The organism is Leptospirales bacterium (assembly GCA_019694655.1).
Lineage (GTDB): Bacteria > Spirochaetota > Leptospiria > Leptospirales > Leptonemataceae > SSF53.
Map to the genome: position 1 here is coordinate 1 of JAIBBN010000019.1, position 13,106 is coordinate 13,106.

At 58.8% G+C, this 13,106-nt stretch carries 10 protein-coding genes; 7 read left to right on the forward strand and 3 right to left on the reverse strand.

Annotation, left to right across the window (positions count from 1 at the left end):
- Positions 1-14 precede the first annotated feature (14 nt).
- The gene (locus K1X75_16650; protein MBX7059696.1) at positions 15-1,310 is read right to left on the reverse strand and encodes a DUF1577 domain-containing protein; all 1,296 of its coding nucleotides are present in this window, start codon (positions 1,308-1,310) and stop codon (positions 15-17) included.
- A 69-nt stretch (positions 1,311-1,379) separates the two neighbouring features.
- Positions 1,380-1,706 carry an STAS domain-containing protein gene (locus K1X75_16655; protein ID MBX7059697.1) on the reverse strand — a complete coding sequence of 109 codons (327 nt, stop codon included), beginning with the start codon at positions 1,704-1,706 and terminating at the stop codon, positions 1,380-1,382.
- A 155-nt stretch (positions 1,707-1,861) separates the two neighbouring features.
- On the opposite strand from K1X75_16655, the gene K1X75_16660 reads away from it, so the two are divergent.
- From K1X75_16660 to K1X75_16680, 5 genes are all read left to right on the forward strand, one after another.
- Complete coding sequence (locus tag K1X75_16660; GenBank protein ID MBX7059698.1) at positions 1,862-3,691, forward strand: phospho-sugar mutase; 1,830 nt, start codon at positions 1,862-1,864, stop codon at positions 3,689-3,691.
- A gap of 91 nt (positions 3,692-3,782) precedes the next feature.
- Complete coding sequence (locus tag K1X75_16665; protein MBX7059699.1) at positions 3,783-5,021, forward strand: aspartate aminotransferase family protein; 1,239 nt, start codon at positions 3,783-3,785, stop codon at positions 5,019-5,021.
- Positions 5,022-5,027: 6 nt separating this feature from the next.
- Positions 5,028-6,080: an MBL fold metallo-hydrolase gene (locus K1X75_16670; protein ID MBX7059700.1), complete on the forward strand. Its 1,053-nt coding sequence runs from the start codon at positions 5,028-5,030 to the stop codon at positions 6,078-6,080.
- A gap of 243 nt (positions 6,081-6,323) precedes the next feature.
- Positions 6,324-6,800: a hypothetical protein gene (locus K1X75_16675; protein ID MBX7059701.1), complete on the forward strand. Its 477-nt coding sequence runs from the start codon at positions 6,324-6,326 to the stop codon at positions 6,798-6,800.
- A gap of 103 nt (positions 6,801-6,903) precedes the next feature.
- Positions 6,904-9,018 (forward strand): cation:proton antiporter, encoded by a 2,115-nt coding sequence (locus K1X75_16680; protein MBX7059702.1) that lies wholly within the window; start codon positions 6,904-6,906, stop codon positions 9,016-9,018.
- Positions 9,019-9,024: 6 nt separating this feature from the next.
- On the opposite strand, the gene K1X75_16685 is transcribed toward K1X75_16680, so the two are convergent.
- A complete protein-coding gene (locus K1X75_16685) occupies positions 9,025-10,407 on the reverse strand; it encodes a hypothetical protein (protein MBX7059703.1) in 1,383 nt (460 codons plus the stop codon).
- A 128-nt stretch (positions 10,408-10,535) separates the two neighbouring features.
- On the opposite strand from K1X75_16685, the gene K1X75_16690 reads away from it, so the two are divergent.
- Positions 10,536-12,593 carry a hypothetical protein gene (locus K1X75_16690; GenBank protein ID MBX7059704.1) on the forward strand — a complete coding sequence of 686 codons (2,058 nt, stop codon included), beginning with the start codon at positions 10,536-10,538 and terminating at the stop codon, positions 12,591-12,593.
- Between the two features lie 68 nt (positions 12,594-12,661).
- Positions 12,662-13,069 carry a GFA family protein gene (locus K1X75_16695; protein MBX7059705.1) on the forward strand — a complete coding sequence of 136 codons (408 nt, stop codon included), beginning with the start codon at positions 12,662-12,664 and terminating at the stop codon, positions 13,067-13,069.
- Positions 13,070-13,106 lie beyond the last annotated feature (37 nt).

Consider the following 13,106-nt stretch of genomic DNA (forward strand, 5'->3'; position numbering starts at 1 on the left):
TTCATCGTTGCATCCTAGCCAAAGCGGACTTTGTTGCGATCGTAAATGAAGCTCTCCAGCATCCGGTAATCATCCGGTCCGGCGTGAAAAAACCGGACGCCGATATTGAAGCCATCGCGAGAGGGATAGAAGCGGGTAATTTCGCCCTTGAAATTCAGCAAGGAGTGTCGTACCGGCGTCAGCATATTCAGCTTATCATGAAAGGTAAGGAAGTCGAATATCTGTCGATTGGTCAGCTCGAAAAGCAGCCCGCCCATGCTAATATTGATCACCCGCGTATAGGTGTGGCGAAAGTAGCTGCGGGCAATTACCGTTTTGCTCATCGCATAGCTCAGGAGTTGCGCCAGCAGGTCAATGCGGTAGGCCTCGTCGTAGCTGATCAAATGCCTGTCGAGCACGGCGGTGCTTACATAGATGTGTCCGACGACTTCATCAAAGATCATCAATGGCGAGCAAACATAGTTTGCGATCAGACGTTCCATGTCCTGACGCTGGATTTGCCGAAACGGTCCGAGCGCTTCATCCTCGGATTCGCTGTTACGCATCTGCGATCTGTATTCTCGGTTGTAGTTGATCGGCCCCAGCAGCGATTGCGATTCAACATAAGTTTGCAAGCGACTGACATCGCGCAGAAACAGGGATTTCTTTTCCTCTGCAATCAACGACTCCATCAGATTCTTGCGGTATTCCGGCGGATAAAAAAATATCAAGAAGTCGCGCGAGACTTTGCTGATCTCCTCGGAAACAATTCGATTGATCAGCGCCAGATCCGGTTCATCGCGCCGAAGTTCCGACACAATGTAGGGATAGCGTTGCTCAATCAGCTGGCCTGCGCCCCGTCGCCCATGCAAAGGCTGATAGAGGATGCCGAAACGCATGAATAGATCATCAGCAAACACACGGCGGTGCTTGCGACGTTTGGCCGATTGAATGTAGGCCGGCAGTCGGACTACCAGCTGCTCGTCGCGCAGCTGCAAGATCGGGACTTCGAACTGATAGAGAGTGTTCAGGCTTTCAAACTTCAGCCGGCAGCGCCGCATTGATTCCTCTTGAAAGCCGGGAGCGTCGACCGTTACGCTGGCTTCGTCCACATCGTGAACGTGCCCGGTATAGACCTCATTGGCGTAGCTGACCTGGATCGCTCGCTGCTCGGCGCGCAGCCAGTAAAAGAGATGGCGGATCTGATTGATATCCGAGTTCAGAATGGTATCTTCAGTAAAGTCCTCAGCCTCGGAGCGCAGAATCTTCTGCAGCGAGCGTACCAGAGATTCCTCCATGCTCAGCACAGAGTCGGCGACGGCAAGGGCCATGGATTGAGTATCGAAATCAGTGCGCCCTTGAATTGAAAGCGCCGATGGCGCTTTTTGGCCGGCGTGGCCCTATTGCAGCGACTTTTCGAGGCTTTCGGAGATCTCGAATAGCAGATCGAGCTTGGAAAGCTTCAAGAGGGTCAAGAGCGAGCGCGACAGATTGCAGAGAGTGAGGCGGCCGCCGTAGGCTTTGACGTCCTTCATGAAGGCCACAAGCGCGCCAAGGGCGGAACTATCGAAATATTCAGTTTCCTTGAGGTCGAGGACGATGCGGCCAGGCTTGTCCTTCAGGTAGCTGGAGAGGCCCTCGCGAAACTTACGGGCAACTACCATATCGACCCGGGGCTCTTGCACGTGCAGGACCAGCACGTTGCCACGAGTCTCGGAAGCGATCATACCATGCGAACTCTCTGTTTTCTGGCCGCTTGGGTCAATACAATTTTCGAGGCCGCTATCGATTGGACGACGGTGCGTTACTGCAAATGCCAGGACACAGACCGGCCATTTGTTCTTGCCCTGCGACGCGCTTGCCTTCGCCATCCTTCGTAGCTATGAGTACCAGCGAGTTAGACACTGTGAACTCCCCGGCCGAGCAGGCCGTTCGTCGCGCGATCCTGGATTGGGCCGGACCGGCTTTTCCGCTGGCCGTTCGCGAGGAGGCGGCCGTCGCCCTGGCCGACTATCTGCAGCAACGCCCAAACGAGTTGATCGATTTTTACGCGCACCCCTTGCGTTTTGGCACGGGCGGTTTGCGCGGCATCATCGGCAACGGCGCCGGACGCATGAATCAGTGGACAGTGGGTCGCACTACTGTCGGCCTCTGCAACTTTCTGAAGCAGGCCTCGCGCAAACCGGCGCTGGTTATTGCTTACGATAGCCGTCGCATGAGTCGACAGTTTTCAACGATCACCGCCGGTATTGCCGCCAGCATGGGTCTGCAGGTTTTTCTTTTTGATCAGGAGACGCCAACGCCTTTGCTGTCCTATGCCGTTCGGCGATTGAAGGCTACCGGCGGCGTTGTAATTACAGCCAGCCACAATCCGCCGGAATACAACGGCTATAAAGTCTACGGCGATGACGGAGCGCAACTGACTGGCGAAGATCAGGGTAAACTGGAGGCGGCCATCGAAGCTGTTGCGGATTGGGGTTCCATCCCTTTTGTAGACGAAAATTCAGCAGCGTTCAAGAAGCTGGTCAAACGCATCGGCGCCGATATTCGCAAAGCTTACTACGACGAATTCAAGGCGCTGGATTGGGTCAGCCCGGCGCGTCAGGAATCCAAGAAAAAACTGAAAGTTGTCTATTCTCCATTGCATGGCACTGGCGGCGCCTGGCTGCCTGGCCTGCTGGAACGCTATGGCTTTCATGTCGACCTGGTTCCGGAGCAGGCCAAGCCGGATGGCGAATTTCCCACTGTGAAATTGCCCAATCCGGAGGAGCGCGAAGCGCTGCGGCTCTGCGAAGAGCGGTCTCGACAATTGCAGGCCGACATCTTTCTGGCCAGCGATCCGGATGCCGACCGCATGGGCGCCGGCGTTCGCCAGCCCGATGGAAATTATGCCTACCTGAACGGCAACCAGCTGGGAAGCATCATGTGCGCCTACCTCTGTGAACGGCTCAGCGAAAGCGGCGCCGCCAGCAACGGCAAGTCGCGCTGGCACGTTTTCAAAACGATCGTGACCACCGACCTGCAGACTCAGATTGCTCGTAAACACGGCGTGCAGATTCTCGATGTTCTTACGGGGTTCAAGTACATCGCCGAGCAGCTGCGCGCCATGGATGAGTCATCCCACGGTTACAAGCGCAAGACCGATCGCTATCTGTTTGGCGGCGAAGAAAGTTACGGCTATCTGCCGGTTGACTTTGTTCGGGATAAAGACTCGCTGGCGTCTTCGCTGTTGCTTTGCGAGATACTTGCGGCGCGCGGCGATCTGGTCGGATACCTCAACGAGGTCTATTTGAAGTACGGCCTCTACCTGGAAGACCTCAAGTCCGTGACAATGAAAGGATCCGCCGGTCAGGCAAAGATGGCGGAATTGATCAATGGTCTGCGTACTCAGGATTTGAGCGGCTGGAAACTTGGCGAGCGCACTGTTGTGGCAATGCGCGATTACGAGCGACAGACCCGAAACGGCAAGCCAGCGCCGGAAATATTTGGACGCCTGCCTGCTTCCAATGTCATCCAGCTGGAGCTGGAGCCGGAAGGGAAACTGACCATACGGCCTTCGGGAACTGAGCCCAAGGTCAAACTCTACGCCAGTCTGCGCGCCGCACAGCAACCCACCAGTCTGGAGGAGTTGGCTCGAGCGCGTACCGCCCTGGAAGACGAGCTGGCTTCGGTCTCCGGCCATTTCATCGCGCGCACCGGCCTTGCGGGCTAGCAAACTGCTTCCTTTCTGATTGCGGCTGCAGGCCTGGCCAAAAGCCTGGCCTGCAGACCCCCGGTCAGCAGCACACCCCGCGGAGGCGCCCATGAGCGTTGATTTCTTCCGTGCCTTGAGCTTCGATGAAGTAAAGGCCAAAAGCGATCGCTTTCTTCTGGGCAACTACGGCCGGCCGATTGCACGCGCCTTCAGTTTTGGGCAGGGCGAATACCTCTTCGACAGCGAAGGAAAGCGTTACCTGGACTTTCACTGCGGCATCTCGGTCACTAACATTGGACACAGCGACGCCGACATCGTTGAGGCCATTCGTGATCAGGCGGAGCGACTGATCCACTCCTCCAATCTCTGCTACAGCCAGGAGCAGGCGCTGCTGGCTGAGGCGCTGGTCGGCCATAGCTTTCCCTCGCGCGTGTTTTTATGTAACAGCGGGACGGAAGCAAACGAAGCAGCCTTCAAGCTGGCTCGCAGCTATGGCCAGCAGGCGCGCGGCGGCGCAACCTCTATTGTCAGCGTCGAGAACTCCTTTCACGGGCGCACTACCGCTGGCATGAGCATGACCGGCCAGAGCAAGATCCACGGCGGCTTCGGGCCGCTGCTGTCAGACATGGTTTATCTGCGCCGCAACGACCAGGACTTGCTGCGCAAGGAGTTCGACGAAAACGGAAGCAGCATCTGCGCAGTCATTCTGGAACTGGTGCAGGGCGAGGGCGGCATCCATGTCCTCGATCGCGAATTTGTACGCCTGGCCCGGGAACTCTGCAGCGAGTACAAGGCCTTGCTCATTGTGGATGAAATCCAGACGGGCATGGGTCGCACCGGAAAACTGTGGGGCTACGAGCACTATGACATCATCCCCGATGTCATGAGCCTCGCCAAGGCGCTGGGCTCCGGACTGCCGATTGGCGCGCTGTTAATCGGCGAGGAATTTGCGCCCTATCTGGGCAAAGGGCAGCACGGATCTACATTTGGCGGCAATCATCTGGCGGCGCGAGCTGCGCTCGAAACATTGCGGATCATTGTTGGTCGCGAATTGTTGGAGAATGCCGCCGGCATCAGCGAGTATCTTTTCCGTCGGCTGCGCCTGCTGCGCGACCGGTTTTCCTGCATCCGCGAAGTACGCGGCATCGGACTGCACATTGGCGTGGAACTGGATCGCGAGGGCGGCGCCCTGGTCAACGCCTGCCTGGAGCGCGGGCTGGTGGTTAACTGCACGGCGGGCAACGTCATTCGCATCATGCCGCCGCTGAATCTCAGTCTTGATCGAGCCGCCGAAGGTATGGATTTGTTTGAGCAGGGCCTCGCTGACTTTCAGGCGCAGGGCCGGTAACGACCGGTGCAGGTTCATCGCTACGAAGCGACGCCGCAATTTCGTGAAATTGGAGCGCAGCTGTACGTCGCCTCCGTGCCGCAGCCATTCTATGCTCCTAACAACATTTATCTGATACTTTCCGATCAGCCGACGCTGATAGATAGCGGCTATATTCAGAGTCTGGGGATGTTGCAGCGGGCGCTGCGCGGACTGGGCCTTGGATTTCGCGACCTGGCGCACATTTTCTATACGCACGAACACATTGATCATATCAGCGGCGCGCTGACCTTGCGTCACTATACAAGAGCGAAGTTTTATGGGATGAAGGGTATGGCGGCCTGGGTTGGCGACTACAGCCTCCACATCCAGTTGCACCAGCGCGCCATGGAGCGTCTGATTTACAAGGCTCATCCGGAGCGCTCCCTTCGCCTCGAAATGCTGGAGAAGACCCGCGCCGCCTGGGTCCGTTTTCTCAGCTCGACCAGCGGTCAGGGTCGCTATGACGACCGCCTGCGGATGGACGTAGAATTGGTCGAGGGCGATGTCATCGACATTGGCGGTCGAGAACTGGGCTTCCTGCATACGCCGGGTCACAATCGACACCACCTCACGCCCTACCTGCTGGGCGAGGGGCTCTATTTTACGGGCGACCTGGTGCTGGAGAATATCTCGTCGATTTACGCCGAACTGGATGGCAACCTGCAACACTACCATCGCTCCCTTTCGCGGCTGCTGAAACTGCCTATCAAGCGATTGCTCCCGGGTCACGGCGCCGAACCGGCCTCGCCGCAGAAGGCCATCAAGTTAATATCAAAAACACTATCATTGTTGGAACGGGGAGTGGTGCGTCGATTGCGGGACGCGGAGTACGATCTGGCTGAATTGACGCGGGCCGCGCTTGGCGAGAAAGCGCAAATGAGCAGCCACTACATCACTGCTCTGGCAACGGTTCACGCCATACTGCTGGAATTGATTGCGCGCGGGCAGGTTGGCATCCGCGAGGCGGACCCGCCCTACGAACGCTACTTCTGGCAAAGCGACCTACACGATCGGAGCGCTGGCGCCGATCTTCAATAGGAATGGCCGCGCTTCTTACGTCGGATGAATCGCCGATCGGCGAGAAGCGCACAGCTGCGAATTCCAGGCGGAGCGAAAGGCGGATACACAATGGGGCATAGTCGACTGTGGCGAGGGATTCTTTTCGTAATGCTGTGCGCTGCTCTGGCAAGCGCGTGCCGCAGCGCAGACGAAGCACAGTCTCCAGCGCCCGCGGCGCCAACGGCTGCAGCGCCAGCGACGCCCCCGCCGACGAGCGCGGAAGTGGAAGGCGTCGAACGAAGTATCGGACCGCCTCTGAGCGCTGAGAGCAAGCGCGTGCGCGAAGAGCTGGGCGACGCCAGCTCCGGCATCCAGCGCGGCTGTATCTCCGGCGATTGCGAGAATGGCAGCGGAGTCTATGTCTACAGGGATGGCGAGGCCTACAGCGGAAACTTCCGCGAGCGCAAGCGACAGGGCAACGGCATCCTGCGCTATTCAAACGGCGAATTCTACGAGGGCGCTTTTCAGAATGACCAGCGTCACGGAATTGGTCGCTACGATTTTCAGAACGGCGACATCTATGTTGGCGAATTTACCGACGGGCGAATGCAGGGCCTTGGCGCCTACCTCTTTGCCGACGGCGTAGAATACCAGGGTCGATTTGATGGCAACGGCGACAGCGGCGAGGGCACCATAGTCGGCGATGAACACAATCGCAATTGCTCGGTCGAAAACCGCGTACTGTCCTGCCGGAACTGATTGACAGCGCCATCGGCGCTGCCGGTGCTCGCGCGACGTCGAGCCATGTAAAATCTGGCAGTCAGCCAGGGCGCAGCCGCTCGGAAAAGCAAACGGGGCGATTGTGCATAGCCGTTCCCTCATCCTTTACGGACTGCTGGCCGCTGGCGCCATCGTCCTGGCCTTTGTTCTGCTGTATGCTGGCAATTCCGCCTTCCCCTCGTCGGCAATCGTTGGCGCCGGACAGGGCGACTCTTCTAACGCGTTGAGCGATTTGTCCTTGCAATGGATTCGATCGCCGCTGGCCGCACTGCTGATGCAGATTGTGGTAGTTGTCAGCGTTGCCAGTATCGGCGGCGCCCTCTGTCGACGGATAGGTCAACCGGCGGTCATCGGCGAGGTGCTGGCAGGTATTGCTTTAGGACCCTCCGCCCTGGGCTTACTCTGGCCCGCAGCCCGGGAATTTCTCTTTGCCCAGCCCACACTGCTGCCGCTGGAATTGTTAAGTCAGATTGGTCTGGTTCTATTCCTTTTCGTAATCGGAATGGAACTGGATATCAGCCTGCTGCGCAAACAGGCGCAGGCGGCGGTCTTTGTCAGCCATGCCAGCATCGCGGCGCCATTTCTGCTGGGGATTGCACTGGCCCTCTGGCTCTACCCGATGCAGGCGCCGCGCGGAGTATCCTTCCTGGCCTTCAGTCTGTTCATCGGGATATCCATGAGCATCACTGCATTTCCGGTGCTTGCCCGGATTTTGCAAGAGCGCAACCTCGCCAGGCAACGCCTCGGCGCGATCGTCCTTACCTGTGCGGCCTCGGACGACGTAACTGCCTGGTCTTTGCTGGCGATTGTAGTGGCCGTAGTTCGCGCCGGAAATGCCGCCGCCGGCGCAATTGTTGTAGCGCTGGCCGGCTTATTTGTATTCGCCATAGCATTTGTAGCGCGACCGATTATGCAGCGTCTGGGAGCGCTCTTTGCATCGCAAGAGCGAATGCGTGGCGCAGTACTGACGCTATTTCTGCTGGCGCCTTTTGCCAGCGCCATGGTCACGCAAGCGATTGGCGTCCATGCGCTTTTTGGCGCATTTCTGGCCGGCGTAATCATGCCTGCCGGCGGCGAACTGCGACGCATGCTCAGCGAAAAGCTGTCCGATGTGAGCGTGCGTTTGCTGCTTCCGCTGTTCTTCGCATTTACGGGACTGCGAACCGAACTTGGTTTACTTGAAGACGCAAGCGCCTGGTTGACCTGCGGCTTGATTACTCTGACCGCAGTCGTGGGGAAATTGGGGGGCAGCGCCATCGCGGCGCGACTGGTTGGGGAAAGCTGGCGCGACTCGGCAGCCATTGGCATCCTGATGAATACGCGCGGACTGATGGAGCTGGTTGTGCTGAACATTGGTCTCGAATTGGGCGTGCTGTCGCCATCGCTATTTGCCATGATGATTGTCATGGCGCTGGCGACGACGGTGATGACTTCGCCGGCGCTGGCTTTGCTTAACTGGCTTTCGCCCGACGCTGGCGCCACGGAAGTTTCGTCAAAGTCCGCTCCGGGCGGCGCCCTGCTGGCCTTCGGTCGACGCGACACGGCGGAGGCAATGTTCACACTGCTCCATTCCCTGGCCTGGAACGAGCCGGTGCGCGGTCTGCATCTACTGCAGGCCGGAGACCTGTCGCCAGCCGATGCACAGATGTATTTTGCTCAAACGCGCGCCATCGTACTTGAAAACGCGGCCCGCCACGGCTTCAGCCCTCAAATCGAAATGCGCTCGGGGGCCAATCTGCCTGAGGCGCTCGTGGCCCAGGCCGAACAACAGAATGCCAGGCTGGTACTGCTGGGCGGCGCGCGCAGCGTATTTTCCGATGACCTGCTGGCCGGACCCAATCGTGAAATCATTCAGCGCGCCCGCCAGCCGGTCGCTGTGCTGGCAGTGCGTGGCCTGCTTCCGCCGCGCCGCGTCCTCCTGTTGCGCGGCGATGAGAACGACCTTCGATTGCTAGAGCTTTTTGCGGCGGGCGCGGCCCGTTCTCGGATCGAATGCGTTTCGGCCTTCGCCGGACCGAATAGGCGAAGCGCCCGCCGTTTGCCCGCTCAGCTTCGGGCGATCCAGGAAGTCGAACCGGGACTCATAGACGACTCTTACATCGCTCAGTTTGATCTGCTTGCCCTCGACAGCGAACTGTTTCGCAAGATGGCGCACAGTCCGTCGATCACGACGTTGATCGTTCACTTCCCAACTTGATAAGTGTCAAATTCCGGCATGGTCGCGGCGGCGAAGCAGCGCTACCTGCTCAAGGTGAGGCGTGTGCGGATAACAATCAATGATTTGAGCTCGCAGCAGCTGGTAAGACTCCTTGAGCTCCGCGAAGTCCTGAAGCTGAGTTTTGGGATTACAGCTCACGTAGATGATGTGACTGAGACCGCGCGCATCCAGTAAAGCGCGGCGCAGCGCCTTACTGATGCCGGCGCGCGGCGGATCGATGATGGCAATGCCTTGCGCCGCCGACAGCAGTTCGCGCGGGGCCTGATCCAGATTCATTGCCTTGAAGCTGAAAGGCAAGGTTTGGTCTGGCATATTGGCCGAGGCCAGAGCCACGGCTGAAGCGCTAAATTCGTAGCCAAATACTCTGGAAAAGGCGGCTGTCGCGCGCTCCAGACACAAAGCAGAAAGTATGCCGGCCCCGCAGTAGAGGTCGTACAGCGCACAGGCGGCCGCCTTTCCCTGCTGCGCGCGTTCGGCCAGAGCTTGATCCAGACAGGAAAACATCTCCTGCAGTGCAACTTCAAAGGCTCGCGGACTGGGTTGAAAGAAACCATCGTAGGGTACAAAGAATTCTCTACCGCCCATCCTTTCGCGATATCCCGCTTCGCCGAAGATGGCCCGGCCCCCAGGCGTGGCGCTCATTTCGTTTTGTATCTCAACGGCGGTCTCGACCAGACTCCACGGATAATCCGCCTCTGCGCCGCCTTCAGCCAGTCGCGCCTGCAATTCGGCCAGCAGGGCGCCATAGTGCTGGCTGCCTTCCTGTCCTTCGACCACCGTGAGTATCATGCAGCCGCTCAGTGCGCCGGCGCGCAGCGTACAGTATTTGACACTGCCGCTCTGAGTTGCTCGCTGAAATCCAGCTTCGGGGAAGCGAGCGAGGCTCTGCCGGAAGATTTGCAGCGCCTGGTTTGCAGCCTCATTCTGGATGGGGCAGCGATCGATATCAACAAGCGTTTCAAATTCGCCAGGCGCCCGCTGGCCAACAAGCGCTCCATCAACGACAAAGTCCATGCGGCCCCGCAGTCCCTGCAACGCCGGAGCAGGCCGAACCTCAACCTCAATGCCGTAGGCTTGCCTCAACTGTTCTCGGATGGGGCCTGTCTTCAATTGCAGCTGGAATTCATACTGCAGGTGCTGGCCGCGACAGCCTCCGCAGCGTTCATAAACTGTGCAGAAGGCTTTGGCCAATGGCAGCTCCGGCGGATAGGCTGCGGCCCGCTCGATATGCCGGATCCGGAAGCCGTGACGGCCCATTTGAAATTGGACCAGGTCTCCGGGGAGGGCAAAGGGGGCGCTGACACGTTTCCCCCGGAAGTGAAATTCTCCCTCTAAACTTGCATTCAATCGCTCAACTGGCAAGGCCATAGTGAAAACTGCCCCCCGGCCCGGTCGATATGTACCCGGAAGACCCTGGCCGGCGCGACAGCCATGGCCTCAGGCCCTGGCTGGAGGGCAAGGCCCTCGAGCGCCGCTACGTCTGATTTTATACCGCCATGGAGCTGTTGATTCTTGCATTGCTGGGCGCCCTCACGGCCGGCGTCGGTCTATGGGCGGCGCGCGGAGAGCGTCCTGCTGAAGACGGAAAGGACGACGATGGCGAGTCGCGAGGCGGCGGTCCGCGCTCCAGTCCGGAATTGCCCGAGGCGAATCGCGATGCAGGGGCCGCCGAAGCCGGAAAGGCTGTGGTTCTTGGCGGTTCCAGGCCGGGCGAGGAGTTGCGTGCGGCCTTGCAGCGCGCTCCGGAGCAGATACGGCCCGATGTGGTTCCCGGCGCAACGATCGAAGAGGCGCTTCAGAAAACGAAGGCGCAGCGTACACGTCGCCGGCCGCTCAAAGTCACCTACGACGCCGACGGCTTGATTGGTCGAGCTTCGCGCCATGCCCACCACCGCCGCGCGCTGCTCAATGCAGACACACTGGTCGAAAAGCAAAAGGGCGAAGAGGCGCTGGCAGTTTATGAACGCGTACAGCGGCGCGTCAATGACGAGGAGATTCAGAGCCGAATCCAGGTGAACGTCGACGACATCAAGCGCTGGCTTTCCGGTGCGGACGTCGAGGATGAGACCTTACAATTTCCAGAAATCATCATTCCGCTGACTACTCAGGCTATTGCCCTGGAGAATCTCAGCCAGGGATTGCGCACTATTTCAGAGGGGCTTGTCCAGCAGATCGGGCAGGTCCTGCAGCAGCCGATTCCGGTTTCGATTAGCGGCAGCGTTGGCCTGGGCGCAGCGCCCGGCGCTCCAGTTGCCGGCGCTCCAACTGTCGGCGCGTTGCCGGCGGCGCCGGCCAGCGCCGCTGCGCCGACGGCATTTGCTCCTGGTTTTGCGCCACAGCCAGCCATCCCCGGGATGGGAGAAATCGTTGCCGTCACAGTTTCTGATCTGTTGCAGCAGGCGCGGGAAGGTGCGGTTGGCGACGCAGCGATGCCTCCCGGCTTTGAGGTCGATGAACAAGGTCGATTGCTGACCGACGGTTGGAGCGATCAGGACTTTGAGCGCGAGTGGGAGAAATTCAAACACCTTCCATTGAAAGACCGACGCAGCGGCCTGGAAAGGCGCACGCAACCGGATCGCAGGAGAGAAAAGGATCCCGATCGCAAGGATCGCCGCGGCGGATTTGATCGACGGAAGCGCGATCTTTTCAAAGAGCGCGAGGATTTCCTCAACAAACTGGCGCGGCACAAGGAGCGCAAGAAGCAGCTCGAGGAATGGAAAAAGAAGCAGGAAGAAGAAAAGCCGCCGGAGAAGCCGCTTTTCAGGATTCCAGTGGAGGCAACGCTAAAGCCGATCGAGGCGCTGCCCGAGGAAGAGCCGCCAGAAATTGAAACGGAAATAGCAGCGCCGGAACCGGAAGAAGAAGAGCCGGAAGAAATTCCGGCGCCGCCCCAGCCGCCCGAGGAAGAGCCGACGCCCGAAGAGGCAGTGGCGGAAGCGGAAGAGGAACCGGCGCCCGCTCCGGAAAAACCAGAGGAGCCGCCCGAAGAAGCAGAGAAGGGGCCGGCCAGAACGGAACTGATTCCTCCGGAGTTGATCGCGGTGGGCATGCCCTCCGCCGATGATCCCTATTTTGCCGGCGGCGCAATGGCCGCCGCCGCTCAGGAAGGCGGCGCTGGCGGCGGCGCCGCGGAAGGCGGAGCGCCGCCGGAAATGGCGGCAGAGGAGCTGGAGGAAGGACCGGAACTTCCGGAAATCGAACTGCCGGAGGAAGAGAAAAAGCCGCCGCCACAGGAAATCCATGGCATTCTCGAGCTCAAGCCGCCGGAAGAGGATGATGCGCCCTTCCTTACGCTGACCTACGATTTCTCCAAGATTCCGGACTCGTTCAAGTTGAGCCGCGACTACCACACCATGGAGTATGCCTACTACAAGTACAAGCCAATGCTGATCAAGGCGCAGGAATTCACGCGCCGCAAGATGCTAAAAAACGCTTTGAACTACTACCGCGTCATCAAATCACAAAACATTCCGCCGGAATTCAAGCGCATGATCAATCGCAATATCATGGACATCACCGAGTATCTGGAGAAATTCCTGATGCGCCGCGGTTGAGCGCGATCCATCTCTCGCTGCCTTCCAGTCCGACAAATGTTAGCGCCCGCGTCTGTATCTGTTGTATATTGAACCGGGGGTATCCGCCGGTGTATAAGGGATCCTGCCTTTGTGGACGCGTCCGTTTCAGGGTCAAGGGCCCGCTCTCCGAACCGACAGCCTGCCATTGCCGCCAGTGCCGAAAACATTCGGGACACTTCGATGTTTCCACAAACGTGCCGCGAAGCAGTTTGAAGATATTCGGCGCTGAACAGCTGAGCTGGTATTGCTCGTCGTCGGCGATTCGCAGGGGATTTTGTTCGGTGTGCGGATCGTCTCTGTTCTGGGATCCAATAGATCAGGAGCATATTTCGATTTCAATGGGCGCCTTTGATGGTCGCACTGATACAGAACTTGAGAAACCGATATTCGTTGAGAGCAAGGGCGACTATTACCAGCTCACAGATGGCTTGCCGCAATTTGCAGAGTGGGACTGAATCCCGGCGTCGCTGGGCAAATGCCCTCCTGCTGATT